This window comes from Janthinobacterium sp. TND4EL3 (assembly GCF_900156175.1).
Taxonomy (GTDB): domain Bacteria; phylum Pseudomonadota; class Gammaproteobacteria; order Burkholderiales; family Burkholderiaceae_D; genus Janthinobacterium.
Genome location: NZ_FTMV01000019.1, coordinates 77,134 through 99,181 on the forward strand (window position 1 = coordinate 77,134; position 22,048 = coordinate 99,181).

At 64.5% G+C, this 22,048-nt stretch carries 22 protein-coding genes and 1 pseudogene; 10 read left to right on the plus strand and 13 right to left on the minus strand.

The window, feature by feature from the left end; all coding sequences use genetic code 11:
* From BXA07_RS30400 to sulP, 5 genes are read right to left on the minus strand one after another with little or no spacing between them, the layout of a single operon-like run.
* Complete coding sequence (locus BXA07_RS30400) at positions 1–189, minus strand: hypothetical protein (RefSeq protein WP_139335737.1); 189 nt, start codon at positions 187–189, stop codon at positions 1–3.
* Positions 167–544, minus strand: a complete 378-nt coding sequence (locus BXA07_RS24405; protein ID WP_212592363.1) for a DUF2750 domain-containing protein — start codon at positions 542–544, stop codon at positions 167–169. The genes BXA07_RS30400 and BXA07_RS24405 overlap by 23 nt, the downstream gene beginning before the upstream one ends.
* Positions 534–818: a hypothetical protein gene (locus tag BXA07_RS24410; protein ID WP_076571711.1), complete on the minus strand. Its 285-nt coding sequence runs from the start codon at positions 816–818 to the stop codon at positions 534–536. Before BXA07_RS24410 ends, BXA07_RS24405 begins: the two co-directional genes overlap by 11 nt.
* A 1-nt stretch (position 819) precedes the next feature.
* Positions 820–1,209: an Imm1 family immunity protein gene (locus BXA07_RS24415; protein WP_083708507.1), complete on the minus strand. Its 390-nt coding sequence runs from the start codon at positions 1,207–1,209 to the stop codon at positions 820–822.
* A complete protein-coding gene (gene sulP, locus BXA07_RS24420) occupies positions 1,206–2,846 on the minus strand; it encodes a SulP family inorganic anion transporter (RefSeq protein WP_076571715.1) in 1,641 nt (546 codons plus the stop codon). Before sulP ends, BXA07_RS24415 begins: the two co-directional genes overlap by 4 nt.
* Before the next feature lie 224 nt (positions 2,847–3,070).
* Here sulP and BXA07_RS24425 point away from each other — a divergent pair, with 224 nt between their 5' ends.
* The 3 genes from BXA07_RS24425 (at position 3,071) to BXA07_RS24435 (ending at position 7,340) form a co-directional block, all read left to right on the plus strand.
* Positions 3,071–4,051 (plus strand): SDR family oxidoreductase, encoded by a 981-nt coding sequence (locus tag BXA07_RS24425; protein ID WP_076571803.1) that lies wholly within the window; start codon positions 3,071–3,073, stop codon positions 4,049–4,051.
* 3 nt (positions 4,052–4,054) lie between these two features.
* On the plus strand, positions 4,055–4,912 hold the full coding sequence (locus BXA07_RS24430; protein WP_076571717.1) for a non-homologous end joining protein Ku: 858 nt from the start codon (positions 4,055–4,057) through the stop codon (positions 4,910–4,912).
* A 115-nt stretch (positions 4,913–5,027) separates the two neighbouring features.
* Positions 5,028–7,340, plus strand: a complete 2,313-nt coding sequence (locus BXA07_RS24435) for a PAS domain S-box protein (protein ID WP_076571719.1) — start codon at positions 5,028–5,030, stop codon at positions 7,338–7,340.
* Here the strand turns inward: BXA07_RS24435 and ligD are convergent.
* Complete coding sequence (gene ligD / locus BXA07_RS24440; RefSeq protein ID WP_076571721.1) at positions 7,324–9,822, minus strand: DNA ligase D; 2,499 nt, start codon at positions 9,820–9,822, stop codon at positions 7,324–7,326. The two genes, BXA07_RS24435 and ligD, sit on opposite strands and share 17 nt — an antisense overlap.
* 229 nt (positions 9,823–10,051) lie before the next feature.
* On the opposite strand from ligD, the gene BXA07_RS24445 reads away from it, so the two are divergent.
* The 7 genes from BXA07_RS24445 to BXA07_RS24475 all read left to right on the plus strand — a co-directional run bounded on the left by BXA07_RS24445 (position 10,052) and on the right by BXA07_RS24475 (position 13,284).
* Positions 10,052–10,369, plus strand: coding sequence for a hypothetical protein (locus tag BXA07_RS24445; protein WP_076571722.1), 318 nt, complete (start codon positions 10,052–10,054; stop codon positions 10,367–10,369).
* A gap of 225 nt (positions 10,370–10,594) precedes the next feature.
* Positions 10,595–10,933: a hypothetical protein gene (locus tag BXA07_RS24450; protein ID WP_076571724.1), complete on the plus strand. Its 339-nt coding sequence runs from the start codon at positions 10,595–10,597 to the stop codon at positions 10,931–10,933.
* Positions 10,934–10,974: 41 nt separating this feature from the next.
* Positions 10,975–11,301 carry a hypothetical protein gene (locus BXA07_RS24455; RefSeq protein WP_076571726.1) on the plus strand — a complete coding sequence of 109 codons (327 nt, stop codon included), beginning with the start codon at positions 10,975–10,977 and terminating at the stop codon, positions 11,299–11,301.
* Between the two features lie 224 nt (positions 11,302–11,525).
* Entirely contained in the window at positions 11,526–11,864 is a 339-nt protein-coding gene (locus tag BXA07_RS24460; RefSeq protein WP_076571724.1) for a hypothetical protein, read from the plus strand.
* Positions 11,865–11,905: 41 nt separating this feature from the next.
* Positions 11,906–12,244, plus strand: coding sequence for a hypothetical protein (locus BXA07_RS24465; RefSeq protein ID WP_076571728.1), 339 nt, complete (start codon positions 11,906–11,908; stop codon positions 12,242–12,244).
* A gap of 377 nt (positions 12,245–12,621) precedes the next feature.
* A complete protein-coding gene (locus BXA07_RS24470) occupies positions 12,622–12,963 on the plus strand; it encodes a hypothetical protein (RefSeq protein ID WP_076571731.1) in 342 nt (113 codons plus the stop codon).
* Positions 12,964–13,017: 54 nt separating this feature from the next.
* Positions 13,018–13,284 carry a hypothetical protein gene (locus tag BXA07_RS24475; RefSeq protein ID WP_076571733.1) on the plus strand — a complete coding sequence of 89 codons (267 nt, stop codon included), beginning with the start codon at positions 13,018–13,020 and terminating at the stop codon, positions 13,282–13,284.
* 75 nt (positions 13,285–13,359) lie between these two features.
* On the opposite strand, the gene BXA07_RS24480 is transcribed toward BXA07_RS24475, so the two are convergent.
* The 7 genes and pseudogenes from BXA07_RS24480 to BXA07_RS30925 all read right to left on the minus strand — a co-directional run bounded on the left by BXA07_RS24480 (position 13,360) and on the right by BXA07_RS30925 (position 22,021).
* Positions 13,360–14,328: an IS1595 family transposase gene (locus tag BXA07_RS24480; RefSeq protein WP_076571736.1), complete on the minus strand. Its 969-nt coding sequence runs from the start codon at positions 14,326–14,328 to the stop codon at positions 13,360–13,362.
* 91 nt (positions 14,329–14,419) lie between these two features.
* Positions 14,420–14,497: pseudogene (locus tag BXA07_RS31735) on the minus strand (fasciclin domain-containing protein); the annotation flags it as partial.
* 281 nt (positions 14,498–14,778) lie between these two features.
* Entirely contained in the window at positions 14,779–16,221 is a 1,443-nt protein-coding gene (locus BXA07_RS24485) for an efflux transporter outer membrane subunit (protein ID WP_076571806.1), read from the minus strand.
* Between the two features lie 44 nt (positions 16,222–16,265).
* Complete coding sequence (locus tag BXA07_RS24490) at positions 16,266–19,466, minus strand: efflux RND transporter permease subunit (RefSeq protein ID WP_076571738.1); 3,201 nt, start codon at positions 19,464–19,466, stop codon at positions 16,266–16,268.
* Positions 19,467–19,468: 2 nt separating this feature from the next.
* On the minus strand, positions 19,469–20,722 hold the full coding sequence (locus tag BXA07_RS24495; protein WP_076571740.1) for an efflux RND transporter periplasmic adaptor subunit: 1,254 nt from the start codon (positions 20,720–20,722) through the stop codon (positions 19,469–19,471).
* A gap of 271 nt (positions 20,723–20,993) precedes the next feature.
* Positions 20,994–21,854, minus strand: a complete 861-nt coding sequence (locus BXA07_RS24500) for an alpha/beta hydrolase (RefSeq protein WP_076571741.1) — start codon at positions 21,852–21,854, stop codon at positions 20,994–20,996.
* The gene (locus BXA07_RS30925) at positions 21,851–22,021 is read right to left on the minus strand and encodes a hypothetical protein (RefSeq protein WP_157792285.1); all 171 of its coding nucleotides are present in this window, start codon (positions 22,019–22,021) and stop codon (positions 21,851–21,853) included. Before BXA07_RS30925 ends, BXA07_RS24500 begins: the two co-directional genes overlap by 4 nt.
* Between the last annotated feature and the right edge of the window lie 27 nt (positions 22,022–22,048).

The following is a 22,048-nucleotide window of genomic DNA, read 5'->3' on the forward strand; positions in this document are numbered from 1 at the left end:
TCAGTCAGGCACCGCGCCTGCCTCGGACTCGGCCAGGCATTGCTGCAGCTTCGCGATCAGGGCGCGCACTTCGTCGTCGCCCAGATCCAGCGGGTCGCCCTGCGCGCCGACGGCGATCAGACAGATGGCCGAACCGTCGTACCACGCGTCGAGGCGATCCTTGCGTTCACTCATATTGTTCTGATTCATGCTGCAAATCCCTCAGTAAATCGCCAGGCGCCGCGATGGCGCCCGCTCCTTGCGGCACGGGAAACACGGACGCCAGCTGGCCGTTGCCCGCCATGCCGGGCAGCCACCTGGTCAAAAAATCGTCGAGCGCGATGGCGCGGGGCTGGAAATGTTCCCACCCGCCGCTGGCGCAGGCCTGCGCAAACGCCGCCTCCGGCCAGAACGGTATCGCCACCTTGCCATGGGCTTGCGCCGTGGCCCAGCCGTCGTGGTGCAAGCCCCACACTGCTTGCGTATCGGCCACCTTGCGCACAAAATAGCCATGGCGTCCGGCGGACGGCAAGCCCATCACCTGCTTGAACTTGTCAGGATGCACGGTTTCCCCCTGCCTCGTCCCATACCCGCAGCTGCGGCGCGCACCAGCCCGTCACCAGGTCGAGGGCGTCCAGTATCGCGTCTTCCCGCGCCTCATCCTGCGCGCCGTCCCGCACGGACGCGCGCAATGCCTGCAGCAAGGCGGTCACTTGCGCGGCCGTCACGCCGCTGGCGTGGTAGCGCAGCAGGATGGCGCGCAGCGTCAATAGACCTGCCCTGGCGTCCAGCGCGGCCAGCAAGTCCCGGTCGATGTCGGCGATGATGGTGTGCGCCATGTCAATCCACCTCCCAGGCGATGGCGGGCGGCCGCGCGCCGCCTGTAGTGAAGAACGCGACGACAGCCTGCTGGCAGTGTTCCACGTCCACGCACCAGCTTTCCGGATATTCATCCACCTGGCCGTTCGCCAGCAGGTAGCTGCAAACGCCCTCGGCCTCCTCGTCGCCCAGCGAATGAAAACTCAGGTCGTCCTGCCCCGACAGATACATCAGCCAGGCGTTGCCGCCATTGCGCAGCATGCACAGGGCCGGGCCCTGCTCCGCATCCGTGGCCAGGGTCAGCCACAGCTCGCACTGGGCCAGCGCGCGCGCGTCGCGCAGCGCCTGTTCCAGCGCAAGGATACTGTCGACGGCACGCGCCTCGCCATGCAAGTTCAATGCCATCGTCATGTTGTGCTCCCGCTCAAATCGTTCATCGCCAGCGCCGTGCTCAGGTAGAGCTTGCCGCTCAGGTCCTTCAATAAACTGCTCTGGCGCAAGCGGTCCATCACGGGCCCCTTCACTTCAGCCAGGTTCAGGCTGATGCCGCGCTTGGCCAGTGTGCTGTTGAGTTCGATCAAGCCCAGCAGGGCCGTGCTGTCGATCTGGTTGACTGCCGACAAGACCAGCACCAGGTGGCGCGCCGTCGGGTGCGCGCGCAATTCGTCTTCCACGCGCTCCGTGACGGCTTCGACGTTGCCGAAGAACAGGCCCGCATCGATGCGCAGCAGCAGGACATCGGGCAAGGTTTGCGCTTCATAGCGCTCCACATTGCGGAAGTGCTCGCTGTTCGGGATACGGCCCAGCACGGCGATATGCGGGCGGCTGGCGCGCCAGATCAGCGTCCCCATCGACAGCAGCACGCCGATTACCACGCCCGCTTCCACGCCCAGCACCAGCACGCCGGCCGTCGTCGCCAGCAGGGCCAGCGCATCGCTGCGGTCGTAGCGCCACGACAGTTTCAAGGTATCCCAGTCCAGCAGGCTGGACACGGCAAAGATGATGGTGGCCGCCAGCACGGGCAGCGGCAGCAGGGCCAGCCAGCCCGTGGGCGCCACCAGCGCCAGCGCCAGCAGTCCCGCCGTGATGATGCTCGCCAGCGGCGTATTCGCACCGGCCTGGAAATTGACGGCCGAGCGCGAAATGGACCCCGTGACGGGAAAGCCGCCCGACAGCGCGCTGGCCACGTTGGCCGCGCCCAGGCCCAGCAGTTCGCGGTTCGTATGCAGTTTTTCGCCGCGTTTTTGCGCCAGGGTCTGGGCGGCGGACATGCTCATCAAAAAGATGATAAAGGCAATCAAGAGCGCCGGCGACAGCAAGGTGCGCCAATGGGCGCTGGAGGTGGCCAGGTTCAGCCCCGGCAAGCCGCTGGGCACGTGGCCCGTCGTCTGCACGCCCATCGCTTCCAGGCCGCCATAGGCGACAAGCGCGATGCCGGCCAGCACCAGCGCCATCGGCGCCAGGCGCGCGCCCACGTCGGCGGCGACTTTATTCAAGCCGCCGCGCTGCAGCAGGCGCGATGCATAGCGCTTGGCCAGCCACAGGAACAGCAGGCCCGACAGGCCCAGCACGAGGCTGGGCGCATGCCAGTGGGGAAGCGTTGCGCCCAGCAACGGTGTAATCTGTCCCCAGATGATCAGGATGGCGGCGCCGTTGCTGAAACCGCTGATCACGGGACGCGACAAAAAGCTGGCCATGAAGCCGAGGCGCAGCACGCCGCACAGCAGCAGGACGAGGCCGCTGATGAAGGCCAGCTGGGCGGCCAGCACGATGTACAGCGAGGAGCCGGGGTCGGCCAGCGGCGCCAGGGCGGCGGCCGTCATCAGCGAGACGATGGCCATGGGTCCCACCGATTGCGTCATGCTGCTGCCGAACAAGGCGTACAGCACGGGCGGCAGGATGCTGGCGTAGATGCCCACCACGGGCGGCAAGCCCGCCACCAAGGCGTAGGCCATGCCTTGCGGCACCATCATCATGGCGACAACGATACCGGCGGTAATGTCCCCGGCCAACAGAGGACGCCGGTATTGCCTGAGCCAGAGCAGCATGATGCGATCCCAAAATCTGAAAACCGAAGCCTATCATGCGACGAGGCCGGCTAACAGGGGGAACGCGGCGCAAATTACCTTAATAGCAATGCCAATCCGGCGCGCGCAGGCAATTCTTCTTGGCGCGCAATGACGTCCGCCATGTTTGCGCCACTCTGTTAGCGAGCGCACCGTAAGGGGTGCGCGCGCCGCCGATACTGGAGGCCAGCATCAGGGAGGCCAGCATGAGCAACGAAAACAAGGATCAAACCACCGGCAACTTGCAGCGCGCCGTCCAGCAGGAACAGGATGGCCGCGACGCCGCGGGCACCGCCAGGCGGGAGAGCAAACAGCCCGTGCAGACGGCTGGCCGCAGCCAGCCGGGCACGCCCCTGCCCGCCCAGCACCTGGACAAACCCGGCAGCGAAGCCCAGATGCAGCTGAAACCGCGCTTCCTGGCGCCCGACTATTGCGGCAGCGGCAAGCTGGCCGGCATGGTGGCCGTCATCACGGGCGGCGATTCGGGCATCGGCCGCGCCGTGGCCGTGCTGTATGCGCGCGAAGGGGCCGATGTCGCCATCATTTACCTGAACGAACACGCGGACGCCAACGAAACCCGCCGCTACGTGGAAGCGGAAGGCCAGAGCTGCCTGCTGATCCCCGGCGACGTGCGCGAACCGGGCTTTTGCCAGCAGGCCGTCAGCCAGGTGATGGACAGGTTCAGCCATATCGACGTGCTGGTCAACAACGCCGCCTTCCAGGAACACGCCGCGTCGCTGCTGGACCTGAGCGAGGAACGCTTCGACCTGACCATGAAGACCAATGTCTACGGCTACTTCCACATGGCCAAGGCCGTGCTGCCCCACTTGCAGCGGGGCGCGGCCATCATCAACACGGGTTCCGTGACGGGTTTGCACGGTTCGAAGCACTTGCTCGACTATTCCACCACGAAGGGCGCCATCCACGCGTTCACCATGGCGCTGGCCGGCAACCTGCTCGACAAGGGCATCCGCGTGAACGCCATCGCGCCCGGGCCCGTCTGGACGCCGCTCAATCCGGCCGACAAGACGCCCGAGGAAATCGCGCAGTTCGGCGCCGACACGGACATGCGCCGCCCGGCCCAGCCCGAGGAACTGTCGCCCGCCTATGTCTTCCTGGCCGCGCCCGCCTGTTCCAGCTACATCACGGGCATCGTCCTGCCCGTTACCGGCAGCGTGGGAGCGTAAGCGATGCCGCGCGCACTGTGGAAAGGCGCCATCAGCTTCGGCCTCGTGCACATCCCCGTCGAGCTGATTTCGGCCAGCCTCGACCATGAGCTGGATTTGTCCATGCTGGACCGGCGCGACTTCGCGCCCATCGGCTACAAGCGCTACAACAAGCAGACGGGCAAGGAAGTCGGGTGGGACGACATCATCAAGGGCTATGAATACAAGACGGATGAATACGTGGTGCTGTCCGATGAAGACTTGCGCCAGGCGAACGTGAAGGCCACGCAAACCATCGCCATATTGACCTTTGTCGATGCGGCGGAGGTGCCGCTGACCTTTTATGAACACCCGTATTATGTGCTGCCCGCCAAGGGCGGCGAGAAAGTCTATGCGCTGCTGCGCGAAACCCTGCGCCGGGCGGACAAGGTGGGTATCGCCACCGTAGTCATGCGCACCAAGCAGCATTTGTGCGCGCTCGTCTGCGTCGGCGACGCCATCGTGCTCAACACCCTGCGCTATGCCGATGAAATCCGCACCACGGATGACCTGGACTTGCCCGCAAGCACCATGAAAGGGGCCGGTATTTCCGACAAGGAACTCAAGATGGCCCTGTCCCTCGTGGAAGGCATGAGCGAAGCGTGGGAACCGGAGCAATACCACGACAGCTACCGCGAAGACGTGCTGGCGCTGGTGAAGAAGAAGATCAAGGCAAAACAGACCAGGACCATCACGGCGCCCGCGCCCGAGCCGGCAGAAGAGCACGGCAGCAATGTGATCGACCTCGTTGCCCTGCTGCAGCAAAGCCTGGGCAAGGCCGGCAAGGGCGCCGCCAGGGCCGCACCGCGCAAGCCCGGCACGGGCAGGCGCAAGCTCGCCTGAGACGCTCCTGTTAGCAGCACAATCCCTTCATAAATGCATTGACTTTAGTCAAGGTTCTCGCTACGTTATGCACACGGCCAGCCACCCGGCAAGCCCTGTCCAGCATGCGGGAAACATGGATATTGAGTTAGATCAGCTTATCCTCAGCGAAGCCCCCGGCGGCGTCGTCGTCACGACTGAGGACCATGCCGTCGTGCGCTGGACCATGGGCGCGCAGCGCATCTTCGGCTATACGGACGACGAAGCCATCGGCCGCAACCTGTGGGAATTGATTTCACTGCCGGGACAAGCCGCGGCGGACCAGGCCATTGAAAACCGGCTGGCCCTGCAAGGCAGTTGCGACCACGAATCGCTGCGGCGGCGCAAGGATGGCGAGTTCATTTATGTAGACGTCACGTGCAAGCGCGTGAGCATGGGCCAGGATGGCCCCGGCTACCTGATTTCCACCATGAAGGACACGACCTTGCTCAAGGCCCTGCGCGACGCCCAGTTCGTCGATGCGCGCTACCGCGTGCTGTTCGAATCGACGCCCGACAGCGTCATCATGGTCAACGCCACGGGCGCCATCGTGCTGGCCAACCTGCAGGCGGAGCGCCTGTTCGGCTACGCGGAAGGCGAATTGAGCGGCAAGCAGATCGACGCCCTGCTGCCGCAGCGCTTCCGCCATGCGCATGTGGGCCACCGCTCGCGCTATTTCGACCAGCCGCGCACGCGCACCATGGGGGCGGACCTGGAATTGCTGGGTTTGCGCAAGGATGACGTCGAATTCCCCGTGGAAATCAGCCTGTCGCCCATCCAGACGGAAATCGGCTCCTTTGTCATCAGCGCCATCCGCGACGTCAGCGACCGCCGCCGCGCCGAACAGAAGTTTCGCGGCCTGCTCGAATCGGCGCCGGACGCCATCGTCATCGTCAACGGCGACGGCGAGATCGTGCTGATCAACTCGCAGACGGAGCGCCTGTTCGGCTATACGCGCGCCGAACTGCTGGGCAAGAACGTGGAAGTGCTGATCCCCGCCCGCTACGCGGCCGACCACCCGCATCACCGCCAGAGCTTTTCGGCCGCCCCGCGCGCCCGCTCCATGGGCGCCGGCCTGGAACTGTACGGCTTGCGCCGCGACGGCACCGAGTTCCCCGTCGAAATCAGCCTGTCGCCGCTGGAAACGGAGGAAGGCGTGCTGGTGTCGTCGGCCATCCGCGACATCACGGAGCGCAAGCGCATCGAACGCACGCTCAACGAACAGAAAATCGAACTGGAGCGGGCCAGCCAGGCCAAGGACCGCTTTCTCACCAGCATGTCGCACGAATTGCGCACCCCGCTCAACGCCATCCTCGGCTTTGCCCAGCTGCTGGCCAACGAATCGCTGCCCGCGACTGTCGTGCAAAAGCGCGCCTTCGTGCAGAACATCGTCACTTCGGGCCGCCATCTTCTGACGCTGATCAATGAAATCCTCGACCTGGCGAAGATCGAATCGGGCAGCCTGAGCCTGTCGATCGAGCCGGTGGCGCTGCCCGCGCTGGTCGAGGAAGTGCGCGTGATGGTGGAAGAGCAGGCGCAGCAGCGCAAGATCGACATGGTCTTTTCGACGTGCGAGCAGCTGACGGTGCGGGCCGACCATACGCGCCTCAAGCAAGTGCTGCTGAACCTGCTGTCGAACGCCATCAAGTACAACCGCCCGGCCGGCAAGGTGGAGCTGGAAATCTCGCAGCCGGACCCGCAGCGCGTGCGCATCGCCATCCGCGACACGGGCAAGGGCCTGGATGACGCGCAGATGGCCGAACTGTTCCAGCCGTTTAACCGCCTGGGCCAGGAAGCGGGCAGCGAGGAAGGCACGGGCATCGGCCTGGTCGTCACCAAGCGCCTCGTCGAACTGATGGGCGGCGGCATGGGTGTGCACAGCTGCGTCGGCGTAGGCAGCGTGTTCTGGATCGAACTCGACACCATGGCCCCGCTGCCGGCCAGCCTGCTGGCGGAAACGGACACGCTGTCCGAGTCGGGCGACGACGCCGGCGACGATGCGGGCGGCCAGGCCCTGCTGCTGTACGTGGAAGACAATCCGGCCAGCCTGCGGCTGGTGGAAGACATCGTCAGCTTCCTGCCCCACCTGCGCATGATCTCGGCCACCGATGCGCGCCACGGCATCGCGCTGGCGCTGGAACGCCGGCCCGACGTCATCTTGATGGATATCAACCTGCCCGGCATGAACGGCAACCAGGCGCAGCGCATCCTGCGCAACGATCCCCGCACGGCGCACATTCCCGTCATCGCGCTGACGGCCAACGCCATGAAAGGCGACATCCGCCACGGCCTGGCTGCGGGCTTTTTCCGCTATCTGACCAAGCCCGTCGAGATTTCCCTGCTCAACGCGGCCATCGACGAGGCGCTGCAGATGGCGCGCACGGTGCTGCCGTTCAAGCCGGCGGATTGAAGCCGAGCTTTTTCATGGCCCCGTCCAAGCCTCTGGCGCTGCGCGCATAGCCGTCCCACGGCGCATTGCCCACGTCGAGGCGGCTATGGACGTTGCTCACCGTCCACTGGTCGCCCGCCTTCAGCTTGTCGAGCTCCTCCCAGGCCAGCGGCACGGAAATGCCCAGCCCCGAACGCGTGCGGGCCGACCACGCGCACACGGTGGTGGCGCCCCGTCCGTTGCGCAGGTAATCGATGAAAATCTTGCCGACCCGGTTGGCCGGTCCGCTCTTCAGCACGAAACGCTGCGGTATCAGCTGCGCCATGTGCGCCACGATGGCTTGCGCAAACGCCTTGACCGTATCCCAGCCATATTGCGGGCGGATCGGCACGACCACGTGCAAGCCCTTGCCGCCGCTCGTCTTCAGCCAGGCGGGCAAGCCCAGTTCCGTCAAAAAGGCGCGCAGCAGCACGGCCGCCTCGCGGATGGCGGGCCAGGCCACGCCCTTGCCCGGGTCCAGGTCGAACACGAGGCGGTTCGGCGTGTCGTAGGCGCGGGCCAGCGCGTTCTGCGTGTGGAACTCCACCACGTTCCACTGCGCCGCCGACAACAAGCCTTGCATGGTAGCAACTTCCAGCATGGGCGCATGGTCCGGGTCGAGGCGGGGATCGAGCTGTCGCACGCCTGGCATGGCCGAGGTATCCGCATGCTTCTGGAAAAACAATTCTCCGCCTACGCCGGCCGGCGCGCGCACCAGCGACACGGGCCGGCCGCGCAGGTGCACGAGCATGAGCTTGCCCACCAGCGCGTAATAGCGCACGAGGTCGATCTTCGTGGCGCCGCTGTCCTGGTCGATCACGCGGTCCGCATGGCTGACCTTGAAACGGGACGGCAGGATGCTGTCCCGCGTGGTTTTGCTGTGCATGTCCTTCTCCCTGTCGATCTGCTGCGCCCGCTCGCGCACGATGGCGGCCGGCTGTTTGTCCTGGCGCAAGCCGTGAAACACGGCGTGGCGCACGGCGCCGCCGCTGGTCCATTGCGCAAAGCTCACTTCGGCCACCAGCTGCGGCCGGACCCAGACGGGCCGGCGCACGCCGCCCGCCTTGCCCGCGAACGGGCTCGCCTCGGCGGCCAGCGCATCGAGGCGGCGGCGCAAGTCGCGCAGGGCCGCATCGTCAAAGCCGCTGCCCACGTTGCCCGCGTAGCGCAGCCGCCCCTCATCATCGTACACGCCCAGCAGCAGCGAGCCTATGCCGACGCGCGCGCCCTGCGGCGCCGTGTAGCCGCCGATGACGAATTCCTGGCGCAGCCCGCATTTGAGCTTGATCCAGTCGCCGGATCGCCGCGTGACGTACGGTGAACCGCGGCGCTTGCCGATCACGCCTTCCAAGCCCAGCCGACAGGCGTGGGCCAGCAGCTGCTGCGGCGCAGCATCGAGCGCCGCGCTGAAGCGCACCAGCGGCGAGGCCGGCAAGCGCTGCAGCAGCTGTTCCAGCAGCGCCCGGCGCGCCTCGACGGGCTGGCCGCGCAAATCGTGGCCGTCGAAATACGGCACGTCGAACAGGTAATACACGATGTCGCTGGTCGTTGCCGCATCGAAGGCGCGCTGCAGGGCGCCGAAGTCGGACTGGCCGGCGGCGCCCTGGACGACGATCTCGCCGTCATACCAGCCCGGCGGCAGTCCCAGCTTGTCGAGCGCCTGCCGCAGCTTCGGCAGTCTATGCGTCCAGTCGTTGCCATTGCGCGTGATCAGGGCAATGTGCCGGCCGTCGCAGCGGGCCAGGATGCGGTAGCCGTCGAATTTCAGTTCGAAGATCCAGTCCTGCGCATCGGCCGGCGCAGCGTCAGCCAGGGTGGCCAGCTGCGGCGACAACGTGGCCGGCAGCCTGGCGGCCGGCGCCGCCGCCTGCTCCACGCCCTTCCGGCGCCTGGGCATGGGCTTGTCCGCGACGCTGTCGGGCAATTCGTCGACGACGGAAAATTCGACGGCCGGCCGGGCAAACGCGTCCTTTTCCTTGATCAGCAGCCAGGCCGGCTGTTTTTCGCTGCGCTTGTCGCCCCTGCCCTTCATGCGCACCAGCACCCAGTTGCCGTGCATCTTGTGGCCGTGCACAGTGAATTTCAAGTTGCCAGCCGCGAGCGCCTTGCGCGCGTCCGGCGTGGCCGGCTGCGGCTGCCACGTGCCCTTGTCCCAGATGATGACCTTGCCCGCGCCATACTGTTTTTCGGGGATCGTGCCTTCAAAGCTGGCGTAGGCAAGCGGATGGTCTTCCACCTGCACCGCCATGCGCCTGTCGCGCGGGTCGTAGCTGGGGCCTTTCGGCACGGCCCAGCTTTTCATCGTGCCGTCCAGCTCCAGGCGCACATCGTAGTGCAGGCGGCTGGCCCAGTGCTTCTGGATGACGAAGGCGAGCCCGTCGCCCGCCGCCTCGCCGCCCTCCGCGGGCTCGGGCGTGACGGCGAAATTGCGCTTGGCCTGATAGGTCTTCAAGGCGGCTTTCATGGCGAACCCATGCAGTGAGAATGGTACGAGTCTAGGCCGGCGGCGCGCGGCGCGCGGTACGCCAGCTAACAGAGCGCCGATGGCGTCCACGGTGCCGTACGGCGTGGACACACCAAGTGTAAGTATTTGTAATTGGCTGTCAACGCAATTGCCGCACGGCGCGTTTTTGGCTCAGTGACAGGGGAAATGCATCTCCTGAACTACAACCCACTTCTCGAGGAACTGCACCATGAAAAAAGTAATCGCTACTCTGATCGCCGGCTTGTTCGCTACCGCAGCCTTTGCTCAAACCCCAGCGCCAGCAGTGCCTGCCAAGGCCGAAGCCAAGCACACCAAGGAAGTGGCTAAAGCAGAAGCAAAAGAAACCAAGGCCGTCGTGAAAGCCGATGCGAAAGAAGCGGCCGTTGCCGCCGACGCGAAAGCCGATGTCGCCAGCGCCAAGGCGGACGCGAAAGCCACCAAGGCCAAGGCCCATCACAAAGCCAAAAAAGCCAAGGCCAAGGCTGACGAAGCGAAGACTGAAGCGGCCGCAGCAGCAGCCAAGTAATTCCCCCCTCAGCGCGTTCCTTGCGCTACGCAAAAAGACAGCTACGGCTGTCTTTTTGCATTTTCATGCCAGCATCATCCTGCAACGGCGGATAAAACGCTTGATTGTAAGAAAGTGTAAACAAGGTCAACGGCAAGCTTGCGGAGCGCGTTTTCTGCTCAGTGACACGGGAATCATCCCGGCACCGACAGAGACACCAGACAAACCACCACCGAGGACTGCACCATGAAAAAAGCAATTGTTACCCTGATCGCCGGCCTGTTCGCCACCGCAGCCTTCGCCCAGACGCCCGCAACACCCGCCGCCTCCGTTCCGGCGAAAGTGGAAGCGGCCCACACCAAGGCCGTCGTGAAAGCCGATGCCAAGGAAGCGCAAGCCGTCGTCAAGGCCGATGCAAAAGAAGCGAAAGCCGTCGTTGCCGCGAAAACGGACGTCGCCAGCGCCAAGACGGAAGCGGCCGCCACCAAGGCCAAGGCCCATCACAAGGCCAAGCACACGAAAGCCAAGGCTGACGCAAAGCTGGCATCGGCCACGGCGGAAGCCGCACCTGCAGCAGCCAAGTAATCATCGACACACCATCACCCATCACTCGCCAGGAACATCAAATGAAAAAAGTCATCGCCACCGTCGTCGCCACCCTGTTCGCCACCGCAGCGTTCGCACAAACCCCAGCCGCTCCTGCAGCCTCCGTTCCCGCCAAGGCGGAAGCGGCCCACACGAAAGCCGTGGCCAAGGCTGACGCCAAGGAAACCAAGGCCGTCGTGAAAGCCGATGCGAAAGAAGCTGTTATCGCCGCCGACGCGAAAGCCGATGTCGCCAGCGCCAAGGCGGACGCAAAAGCCACCAAGGCCAAGGCCCATCACAAAGCGAAAAAAGCCAAGGCCAAGGCTGACGAAGCGAAGACTGAAGCGGCCGCAGCAGCAGCCAAGTAATTCCCCCTCAGCGCGTTCCTTGCGCTACGCAAAAAGACAGCTACGGCTGTCTTTTTGCATTTTCATGCCCACATCATCCTGCAACGGCGGATAAAACGCTTGATTGTAAGAAAGTGTAAACAAGGTCAACGGCAAGCTTGCGGGGCGCGTTTTCTGCTCAGTGACACGGGAATCATCCCGGCACCGACAGAGACACCAGACAAACCACCACCGAGGACTGCACCATGAAAAAAGCAATTGTTACCCTGATCGCCGGCCTGTTCGCCACCGCAGCCTTCGCCCAGACGCCCGCAACACCCGCCGCCTCCGTTCCGGCGAAAGTGGAAGCGGCCCACACCAAGGCCGTCGTGAAAGCGGATGCCAAGGAAGCGCAAGCCGTCGTCAAGGCCGATGCAAAAGAAGCGAAAGCCGTCGTTGCCGCGAAAACGGACGTCGCCAGCGCCAAGACGGAAGCGGCCGCCACCAAGGCCAAGGCCCATCACAAGGCCAAGCACACGAAAGCCAAGGCTGACGCAAAGCTGGCATCGGCCACGGCGGAAGCCGCACCTGCAGCAGCCAAGTAATCATCGACACACCATCACCCATCACTCGCCAGGAACATCAAATGAAAAAAGTCATCGCCACCGTCGTCGCCACCCTGTTCGCCACCGCAGCGTTCGCACAAACCCCAGCCGCTCCTGCAGCCTCCGCTCCCGCCAAGGCGGAAGCGGCCCACACGAAAGCCGTGGCCAAGGCTGACGCCAAGGAAACCAAGGCCGTCGTGAAAGCCGATGCGAAAGAAGCTGTTGTCGCCGCCGACGCGAAAGCCGATGTCGCCAGCGCCAAGGCGGACGCGAAAGCCACCAAGGCCAAGGCCCATCACAAGGCGGCCAAGGCCAAGGTCAAAGCGGATGAAGCGAAAGCGGCAGCAGCCGTACCGGCGGCACCCGCACCAGCGAAGTAATCGCGGCAGTGGCCACGCGAGCGCATCCGCCGGGTCTGCGCTTGCGCGGCCGCTTCGCCCGCAAGATCAAGGACAGCTTCGGCTGTCCTTTTGCATGGCGCAACGCCAGCTGGCGCGTCCTGCGCCGCCGCTTCATGGAGCCGCGATAAACGGCGCGCACGAGAGACTCCGGCAATGCGTCCATCGCCAGGAAAGCTACGGGCAGCGCCGTTCGCAAGGCATCCTGCAAGCCATCCGGAAGGCGGATATGCGGTAGTTGTAAGCGTTTGTAATGACCGTCAACGCCAGCATCCGGGGGCGCGTTTTATGCTCAGTGACACGGGAATCATCCCGGCACCAACAGACATACCAGACAAACCACCACTGAGGACTGCACCATGAAAAACGTCATTGCTACCCTGATCGCCGGCCTGTTCGCCACCGCTGCCTTTGCCCAGACGCCAGCAGCGCCCGCAGCCTCGGTTCCCGCCAAAGTAGAAGCGGCCCACACCAAGGCCGTCGTGAAAGCGGACGCGAAGGAAGCGCAAACCGTCGTCAAGGCCGATGCAAAAGAAGCGAAAGCAGTCGTCGCCGCGAAAACGGAAGTCGCCAGCGCCAAGACGGAAGCGGCCGCCACCAAGGCCAAGGCGCACCATAAAGCCAAACAGACCAAGGCCAAGGCTGACGCAAAGCTGGCATCGGCCACCGCCGCCGCACCAGTTTCGGCCCCAGCCAAGTAATCCAGTACCCCAGCACCCGATTTCATTCGCCACATTACCTGATAGGATTTCATCATGAAAAAAGTCATCGCCACCGTGATCGCCACCCTGTTCGCCACCGCAGCTTTCGCCCAGATGCCAGCCGCTCCTGCAGCACCGGCAGCACCTGCAGCCACCGTTGCGCCGGCAGCCAAGGCTGAAGCACCGGCCGCCGTCAAGCCAGCGACGCACAAGAAAGCCAAGCATCACAAGGCGAAGAAGGCAGCACCGGCAACGCCAGCAACACCGGCAACGCCAGCCGCACCAGCAGCTTCCGCACCGGCAGCTGCGCCAGCCAAGTAATCAAGGTCGCGCAAGCCAAAAAGACAGGGTACGCCCTGTCTTTTTTTTCGCCCGCTGTTTCGTGTATTTATTTGGCTATGTCACCGTCAGGTGTGGGAATGCTCCCACCGTTGCTTTCAATAACGCTTCTGGCGAGCGGATGCGCCTGGCGTCGAGGATCCAGCGCCATCCCAGGTAATTCGGCAGATAACGGCTGGCTACGCCATGGAAGATGCGCAACCATTCCCGCAAGCGGCTGTGATACGCGTTGACGTTCTGCACGTGGGCGGCGCCCTGCACGCGGATGCCTGCGTGCAAGTTGACGGCCTGGTGGCTGATGCCCGCTTCCGCAGCGAAGGCCCGGTAGGCGGCATGGCCGCCAGTGACCAGCAAGACGTCCTTGTCGATCACGGATGGCAGGCAGGCATGCAGCTGCACCTTGGTCAGCGCCCCTTTTCCCGTGACGAAATCGAGGGTTTGTCCCGTGCGGTCGCGCGCCACCACGATGCAGACCTGTTCACTGGAAATGCCGCGCTGGCGGGCGTGGCCGCCCCGGCGGCGTGCCGGACGCGTCAGATGCCTGGATCCTTTTTCCGATTCCAGCAGATACAGCTCGTCGGCCTCGGCGATGCCGTGCAGGCACAGCGGCCGGTCCGTCCTGGCGAGCGTCAAAAATCGGTGGCGCCAGCGGAAGGTGGTGTTGCGGTGCACGTTCAGTTGTCGCGCTGCCTGGCGCACGGAAGCCGATGCCAGCAGGCAATCGGCGTAGGCTAGCCACAGCGATTTATGGCGCAGGCGGGCCAGGGGCGTGCCGGTGAGCGCATTGAAGGTGCGCCCGCACGGCACGCAGCGGTAGCGCTGCAGTCCGTGCGCATGGCCGTGCCGGTGCGCATGGCTGCTGTGGCAGGCGGGACAAGCCAAATGCGGCTGTGCAACGCTTTCAAGCAATGCGACGGTGGCGTCCTGTGGCGTGTTGCCACGCAGCCGGGCGATGCCTGCCTGCCGCTGGCGGCGGCTCAGCTGGGCAAATTGCGCGATAAAACGGATCCATTTGGCATGCTGCATGGAGGGCTCCTGTTTGTCTGATATGGACAGTCAGACAGCCGGGGCAGAGCAAGATTCCTGGCGTTCCCCTATTTAACGGAGACAGAGCCATTTATTTCGGCATCAGCACCATGTCAATGACATTGATCACGCCAGACGATTGATACACATCATAGATACTGATGTTGGCGCCACAGTTCCAGGCACCCGCCATGGGCCCATGGCGGCGGCAAAGGGGGCGCCGGCGGCCAGCATGGAAACGATGAACAGTGCTGCGCGAACGAAGGTGCGCATGATGATCTGCTGATCGCTTATGACCTGCGGCGCATGTTTGCACAGTCATTTACGCGACCTGTCCGCAAACGGATTCGACTGACTGAAGACAAAAAAACGGCGCCGTGCTGTGCACGACGCCGTTTCGCGATGTTTTCCTTGCCGCGGGCCGGGAATGCCAGCCCGCGGTGCCGGAAATCAGTTGGCCGCCACCTGCGGCTCCGTCTCGCCCCAGCCGCCGCCCAGGGCGCGGATCAGCGCCACCGTGGTGACGGCGCGGTTGCCACGCAGCTGCACGGCATTGCGCTCGATGGACGCCAGGTTGCGCTGCGCGTCGAGCAGGTCCAGATAGCTGGAACGGCCTGCGTCGTACAGCTTTTGCGCCAGGTCGGCCGAACGGCGCGCCGAGACGACGGCTTCGTCGATCTGCTGCGTCTGGCCCGACAGGATGCGCAGGCCAGCCAGGTTGTCTTCCACCTCGGCGAAGGCCACCAGCACGCTCTGGCGATACGTCGCCACCGACTCTTCCAGCTGCGCTTCGCTGCGGCTCACGGCAGCCTTGTTGCGGCCGCCGTCGATGATGGGCATCGACATCAGGGCGCCCAGCAGCCAGGAGCGGCTGCTCCACTTGAAGATGTCCGAGAAGGTGTCAGACGCGCCGCCGCCGGAAGCGTTCAGGGTCAAGGCCGGGAACATGGCCGATTTGGCCACGCCGATGCGCGCGTTCGACGCTTCCATGGTGCGCTGCGCCGAGGCGATGTCGGGACGGCGCTCCAGCAAGGACGACGGCATGCCGGCCGGGATCACGGGCAGGAAGCCGCTGTCCTGCAGCGGGTTGACGCCCGCCGTGAAGCTGGCGGCCGGTTTGCCCAGCAGGACGGCCAGCGCATGCTCGCTGGTGGCGCGCTGGCGCTGCAGGCCGATGGCTTCGGCGCGCACGGTGGACAGCTCCGTGCGGGCACGGGACAGGTCGAATTCGCCGATGTCGCCCAGGTCGTAGCGGCGCTGGTTTACATGCACGCTTTCCTCGCGCAGGCGCACCGTCTGTTCCAGTGTTGCCAGCTCGGCGTCCGTGGCGCGCAGCTGGAAGTAGGTTTGCGCCACGTCGGCCTGCAAGGACAGCAGCACCGAACGGTAAGTCGCTTCCACCGCCAGCGCATCGCTGCGCGAGGCGCTGACGTTGGCCGCCACCCTGCCGAACAGATCGACTTCGTAGCTGGCCGTCAGGTTGGCCTGGTAGACGTTGGTCGCCGCCACCGGCGCGCCGTTCGGCAAGCCGAGCGACACGGCGGAAGCGCGGTTGCGCTGGCCGCCCACGTTCACGCCCACTTGCGGGATGCGGTCCGCTTCGGCGATGCCGGCAATCGCCCTCGCCTGCTTGACGCGGGCGGCGGCGACGGCCAGGTTGGCGTTCGCCTGCGTGGCCTCGCTGATCAGGCTTGTGAGGGCCGGATCATTGAAGGCCAGCCACCATTCGCCGCGCGCCTGGCGCTCGGCGGGCACGCCCTGCTTCCAGCGCGTGCCGTCGGCCGCCGTCTGCACGGCCGGCGCTGGCGCTTCCTTGAACGCCGTGGGCGTGTCGATCTGCGGCTGCTTGAACTCGGGCGCCGCGCAGGCGGCCAGCAGGACTGCGGCGGCCATGGCGCTCAAGACGGGCGCCGCGCGCCGGATGATTGCATTGGTTTTCAATATATATCTCCTTCCAGGTCCAGCGCTGGCGCAGCAGTTGGCTTGGCGGCAGCGGCGGCTGGTTTTTTCTCAAAACGCTGCGCCAGGGTGCGCAGCAGGACGTAGAACACGGGCGTCAGGAACAAGCCGAAGAAGGTCACGCCCAGCATGCCGGCGAACACCGCCACGCCCATGGCATGGCGCATTTCCGAACCGGCGCCGTGCGAGAACACCAGGGGCACCACGCCCATGATGAAGGCGATCGACGTCATCAGGATCGGACGCAGGCGCAGACGGCACGCTTCCAGCGCCGCTTGCACGACGGTGCGGCCATGCTCTTCCAGTTCGCGGGCAAACTCCACGATCAGGATGGCATTTTTTGACGCCAGCCCCACCAGCACGAACAGGGCGATCTGGGTGAACACATTGTTGTCGCCGCCGGTCAGTTTGACGCCCAACAAGGCGCACAGGATGGACATCGGCACGATCAGGATCACGGCCAGCGGCAGGGTCCAGCTTTCGTACTGGGCAGCGAGCACCAGGAACACCAGCAGCACGCACAGCGGGAAGACATAGATCATCGTATTGCCGGACAAGATGTCCTGGTAGGTCAGCTCCGTCCATTCGTACGAAATCCCCTGCGGCAGCACTTCCTTGGCGATGCGTTCCAGCGCCGCTTGCGCCTGGCCGCTCGACACGCCAGGTGCCGCGCCGCCGTTGAAATCGGCTGCTGCATACGCGTTGTAGCGCTGCACGCGGTCAGGACCATAACTATCCTTGACGCGCATCAACGACGACAGCGGGATCATTTCGCCCTTGTCATTGCGGACTTTGAGCTGCGCGATATCCTGGGCATGCGAACGGAAGGCCGCGTCGGCCTGCACGCGCACCTGGTAGGTGCGGCCAAACTGGTTGAAGTCATTCACGTACAGCGAACCGAGGTTGATCTGCAAGGTCTGGTAAATCGTTTGCAGCTGCACGCCCATCTGCTTGGCCTTCACGCGGTCGACGTCGGCGAACAGCTGCGGCACGTTGATCTGGTAACCCGAGAACACGCCCGCCAGTTCCGGCGTCTGGTAGGCCTTGGCGGCCAGTGCCTGCGTGGCGTTGTACAGCGCGTCGTAGCCGAGGTTGCCGCGGTCTTCGATCATCATCTTGAAGCCGCCGATGGTACCGAGGCCGTTGACGGGCGGTGGCGGGAAGACCATGATGAAGGCGTCCTGGATGCCGCCCAGGCGCTTGTTGATCTCGGCCGCGATGGCGCCGCCCGACAATTCCTTGCTGCTGCGTTCGTCGAACGGTTTCAGGGTGGCGAAGACGATGCCGGCGTTCGGCGCATTCGTGAAGTCGTTGATCGACAGGCCGGGGAAGGCGATGGTCGATTCGACGCCGGGCACCGACTTGATCACGTCCGACATGCGGCGCACGACATCTTCCGTGCGGTCCAGCGAGGCGGCGTCGGGCAATTGCGCAAAGCCCACCAGGTATTGCTTGTCCTGCGCCGGCACGAAGCCGGCCGGCACGGACTTGAAGGTGAAGATGGCGGCGACGACGAGCAGCGCATACACGCCCAGCGAGGCGCTCTTGCGGCCCAACACGCCCTTCACGCCCGCTTCATAGCGGTGCGAGGCGCGGCCGAAGAAGCGGTTGAACCAGGCGAAGAAGCGGCCGAAGACCTTGTCCATGCCGCGCGTCAGCGCGTCTTTCGGCGCATCGTGCGGTTTCAGCAGCGCGGCCGACAGGGCCGGCGCCAGGGTCAGCGAGCTGAAAGCGGAGATCACGGTCGAAATGGCGATCGTCAGCGCGAACTGGCGGTAGAACTCGCCCGACAGGCCGGGCACGAAGGCGATCGGCACGAACACGGCGCACAGCACCAGGGCGATGGCGACGATGGGACCGCTGACCTCTTTCATGGCCTGGATGGTGGCGTCGCGCGGCGACAAGCCATCCTCGATGTTGCGCTCGACGTTTTCCACCACCACGATGGCGTCATCGACGACGATACCGATGGCCAGCACAAGGCCGAACAGCGACAAGGTGTTGATCGAGAAGCCAAAGCCCAGCATCACGGCAAAGGTACCGACAATCGACACGGGAACGGCCAAGAGCGGAATGATCGATGCGCGCCAGGTTTGCAGGAAGATGATCACCACCAGCACCACCAGGGCGATCGCCTCCAGCAGGGTATGGATCACGGCTTCGATGGACGAACGCACGAATTGCGTCGGGTCATACTCGATGCGGTATTCCACGCCTTGCGGGAAGTCCTTTTTCAGTTCGTCCATCTTGGCGCGCACGTCGGACGACAATTGCAGCGCGTTGGCGTTCGGCGCTTCGAAGATACCCATGCCGACGGCAGGATTATTGTTCAGCAACGAGCGCAGCGAGTAGCTGTTGGCGCCCATTTCCACGCGCGCCACGTCCTTGAGGTGCGTGACGGCGCCGTCGGCATTCGTGCGCACGATGATGGCGCCGAATTCCTCGGGCGTCTGCAAGCGGCCCTGGGTGTTGACGGTCAGCTGGAAGTCCGAGTTCTTCGCTGGCGACGCGCCGATGACACCTGCGGCCACCTGCACGTTCTGCTCGCGGATCGCATCGACGACGTCATTGGCCGTCATGCCGCGCGCCGCCACCTTTTGCGGGTCGAGCCAGATGCGCATGGCGTAGTCGCCGGCGCCGAAGATCTGGATGTCGCCCATGCCGGGCAGACGGGCCAATTGATCCTTGACGTTCAGCACCGCGTAGTTACGCAGGTACATGTCGTCATAGCGCTTGTTCGGCGAGACCAGGTGCACCACCATGGTCAGATTCGGCGACGATTTCACCGTCGTCACGCCGATCTGGCGCACTTCCTCGGGCAGGCGCGGCAAGGCGCGCTGCACGCGGTTCTGCACCTGCGTCTCGGCCTGCTCGACGTTGGTGCCGATCTTGAAGGTCACCGTCAGCATCATCGCGCCATCGGACGTGTTTTGCGAGGACATGTAGAGCATGTTCTCGACGCCGTTGATCTGCTCTTCGAGCGGCGCGGCGACGGTTTCGGCGATCACTTTCGGGTTGGCGCCCGGGTATTGCGCGCGCACCACCACCGATGGCGGCACGACGTCGGGATATTCGGAGATGGGCAGGCCGAATATCGACAGCAGCCCGGCCACGAATATGACGATCGACAGCACCGCCGCGAAAATCGGCTTGTCGATGAAAAAGCGGGAAAAATTCATGTTTATTCCTTGGAAGTCGATGCTGCTTTCGCGGCGATCTTGGCGTCTTTTGCTTCAGGTTTTGCGGGAGCGACGGGCGCGGTCGGGTCGAAATCCATGGCCACGATCTGCGGCGTCACCGGTGCGCCGGGGCGCACGCGCTGCAAGCCGTTGACGACGATCTTTTCGCCCGCCTTCAAGCCTTCGCGCACCACGCGCAAGCCGTCCGAGGCCGGGCCCAGCTTGACGGCGCGATATTCGGCCTTGTTGTCGGCACCCACCACGTAGACGTATTTGCGGCTCTGGTCCGTGCCGACGGCGCGGTCGGAGATCAGCAGCGCCGTGCTTTGCGCGTGGGGGCCGTTGCCGCCGTCAAGCTGGACGCGCGCGAACAGGCCGGGCACCAGCTGGCGCTCGGCGTTGGCGAAGGTGGCGCGCATGCGCACGCTGCCCGTGGCCGGGTCGAGCTGGTTGTCGACGAATTCCAGCTTGCCTTCGTGCGGGAAGCCCGTTTCATTGGCCAGGCCCACCTTGACGGTGACGGGCGTGCCCTTTTGCGCCGTGCCGGCCACGCGCAGATACGTATCTTCATCGCCGTCGAAGCTGGCGTAGATGCGGTCCGTCGACACCACGGAAGTCAGAATGGCGGACGCGTCGATCAGGTTGCCGACGGTGATTTCCGCCTTGCTGACGCGGCCGCTGATCGGCGCCTGCACCTGCGTGTACGACAGGTTCAGCCTGGCCGCTTCATACGCGGCTTGCGCCGAGCGGACATTCGCGTCCAGCTCTTTCAGGCCCGAGGCCTTTTCATCGAATTCGCGCTGGGCGATGGCTTTTTCGGCCAGCAGCTTTTCAGCGCGCGACAGTTCCAGCTTGGCCAGTTCCGCCTTGGCGCGGGCCGAAGCGGCCGTGCCTTCGGCGCGCGACACTTCGGCCTGGAACGGACGCGGATCGATGACGAACAGCACATCGCCCTTCTTGACTTCGCTGCCCGGCTTGAAGTTGACGGCCGTGATGAAGCCGCCCACCCGCGAGCGGATTTCCACGCGCTCGATCGCTTCCAGGCGGCCCGAGAATTCCTGCGTTTCCGTGATCTGTTTTTCCACGACGGCGGCGGCCGAGATGGGCGGGCCGCCGGCGGCGGGCGCGTCGGGCACCTTGCTGTTGGCCGAATCGCAGCCGGCCAGGCTCACGGCCACGAGGCCTGCCAGCGCGAGCGAGGCAGCGAGAGGCTTGATGAGTGTACCTAAGGTGGAAAATTGTTGAACGTTTTTCATTTTCTTTCCCTGTTTTATGAAAATTTCTAATGGTATGGGCGGCAGGAAGCAACCCAACTGAAAAAGTGTATGGTGGTGCCATGGCGCCCGACGGCGCTCGATCAAAGGTAAACAGGCCGCCAGCTGCTTGAAAGCGGACGGGGACGACGAAGCTGGCTGTGCGAACGCACAACGCAGACAGGAAGGGAACTACACTGCGTAGTGTAGCAACCGAAACTCAAAAAGTAAACTGATTAGTGTAAGTTTTTTTGCGGTGCCGCGGATGGCGGCCTTATGACTCGGGCTCTTGCCCCAGTCCGGCGACGAAACTGCTAATTTCGCTCAATACCTGCACCTTGCAGGCGCATTCATTCCGGGCGGTCGCGTCTTGCAGCGGCGCGGCGGCCATGCGCCGCACGGTGGTCTTGATGCCGCAGGCGATCAATTTGCTGCCGTATTGTTCAGCCTCGTCGCGCAATGGGTCGTCTTCGCTGGACAAGATCAAGGCGGGCGGCAGGTTCTTCAGGCGGCTCGACTGCAATGGCGACGCGTAGGGATGGGTACGGTCAGCGGCATTCGGCAGGTAGCCGCGATAGGCGGCGGCGCACTGGTCGGCCACTTCCGCCAGGTCGGGGCAGCTTGGCAAGGAGCGCATCGAGCACGTCGACAGGCCGGGGTCGAGCATGGGCATGATCAGCACCTGGCCCGCGAGGGGCGGTCCGCCCCGGTCGCGCGACATCATGGCGCACACGGCAGCCAGGTTGGCGCCCGCTTCGATGCCCGACACCACCATCTGCTTGCCCGTCCAGCCCAGCTTGGACTTGTTCTTCTTTGCCCACAGCAGCACGGCATGCGCGTCTTCCACGGCGGCGGGGAAGGGACGCACCTTCGCCAGCGTGTAGTTCGCGGCCAGCACCACGTGGTCGGGGTTGCTCAGCACGAGGCAGCGCAGGAAGTCGTCCGCATCGTCCAGGTCGCCGGCCACAAAGCCGCCGCCATGGAAGAAGACCATCAGGTTCGGCTGCTTGGCGCCCGGCACGCCGGCCGTATAGACGCGGGCGGCGAGCGCATCCTGCGCGCCCTGCACCTCGATGTCGCGTATCTTCAGCGCCTGGCCAGGGGCCAGTTCGGCTGCGGCGTCGGCCAACGTCATTGCGCCACCACCGGCTGCACTGCAGCATCGCGCACCGCGTCGTTCAGGCACAACAGGGCGACGCCGCCCACTTCATGGGTCAGGGCGCTGTAAGCGCTGGCTTCGCTTTGCGCCGCCAGCGAGTAGGCATCCGTCGATACCATCGCGGCCAGAGCAAGCGAGCTCATAGCGAGAGCAAGCACTGCAAAGATTCC

Excerpts from the sequence above, each read along its gene's own strand:
- BXA07_RS30400 (WP_139335737.1), bottom strand. The coding sequence starts at position 189 with ATGAATCAGAACAATATGAGTGAACGCAAGGATCGCCTCGACGCGTGG.
- BXA07_RS24410 (WP_076571711.1), bottom strand. The coding sequence starts at position 818 with ATGGCGCACACCATCATCGCCGACATCGACCGGGACTTGCTGGCCGCG.
- BXA07_RS24415 (WP_083708507.1), bottom strand. The coding sequence starts at position 1,209 with ATGACGATGGCATTGAACTTGCATGGCGAGGCGCGTGCCGTCGACAGT.
- sulP (WP_076571715.1), bottom strand. The coding sequence starts at position 2,846 with ATGCTGCTCTGGCTCAGGCAATACCGGCGTCCTCTGTTGGCCGGGGAC.
- BXA07_RS24425 (WP_076571803.1), top strand. The coding sequence starts at position 3,071 with ATGAGCAACGAAAACAAGGATCAAACCACCGGCAACTTGCAGCGCGCC.
- BXA07_RS24430 (WP_076571717.1), top strand. The coding sequence starts at position 4,055 with ATGCCGCGCGCACTGTGGAAAGGCGCCATCAGCTTCGGCCTCGTGCAC.
- BXA07_RS24435 (WP_076571719.1), top strand. The coding sequence starts at position 5,028 with ATGGATATTGAGTTAGATCAGCTTATCCTCAGCGAAGCCCCCGGCGGC.
- ligD (WP_076571721.1), bottom strand. The coding sequence starts at position 9,822 with ATGAAAGCCGCCTTGAAGACCTATCAGGCCAAGCGCAATTTCGCCGTC.
- BXA07_RS24445 (WP_076571722.1), top strand. The coding sequence starts at position 10,052 with ATGAAAAAAGTAATCGCTACTCTGATCGCCGGCTTGTTCGCTACCGCA.
- BXA07_RS24450 (WP_076571724.1), top strand. The coding sequence starts at position 10,595 with ATGAAAAAAGCAATTGTTACCCTGATCGCCGGCCTGTTCGCCACCGCA.
- BXA07_RS24455 (WP_076571726.1), top strand. The coding sequence starts at position 10,975 with ATGAAAAAAGTCATCGCCACCGTCGTCGCCACCCTGTTCGCCACCGCA.
- BXA07_RS24460 (WP_076571724.1), top strand. The coding sequence starts at position 11,526 with ATGAAAAAAGCAATTGTTACCCTGATCGCCGGCCTGTTCGCCACCGCA.
- BXA07_RS24465 (WP_076571728.1), top strand. The coding sequence starts at position 11,906 with ATGAAAAAAGTCATCGCCACCGTCGTCGCCACCCTGTTCGCCACCGCA.
- BXA07_RS24470 (WP_076571731.1), top strand. The coding sequence starts at position 12,622 with ATGAAAAACGTCATTGCTACCCTGATCGCCGGCCTGTTCGCCACCGCT.
- BXA07_RS24475 (WP_076571733.1), top strand. The coding sequence starts at position 13,018 with ATGAAAAAAGTCATCGCCACCGTGATCGCCACCCTGTTCGCCACCGCA.
- BXA07_RS24480 (WP_076571736.1), bottom strand. The coding sequence starts at position 14,328 with ATGCAGCATGCCAAATGGATCCGTTTTATCGCGCAATTTGCCCAGCTG.
- BXA07_RS24485 (WP_076571806.1), bottom strand. The coding sequence starts at position 16,221 with ATGGCCGCCGCAGTCCTGCTGGCCGCCTGCGCGGCGCCCGAGTTCAAG.
- BXA07_RS24490 (WP_076571738.1), bottom strand. The coding sequence starts at position 19,466 with ATGAATTTTTCCCGCTTTTTCATCGACAAGCCGATTTTCGCGGCGGTG.
- BXA07_RS24495 (WP_076571740.1), bottom strand. The coding sequence starts at position 20,722 with ATGAAAAACGTTCAACAATTTTCCACCTTAGGTACACTCATCAAGCCT.
- BXA07_RS24500 (WP_076571741.1), bottom strand. The coding sequence starts at position 21,854 with ATGACGTTGGCCGACGCCGCAGCCGAACTGGCCCCTGGCCAGGCGCTG.
- BXA07_RS30925 (WP_157792285.1), bottom strand. The coding sequence starts at position 22,021 with ATGAGCTCGCTTGCTCTGGCCGCGATGGTATCGACGGATGCCTACTCG.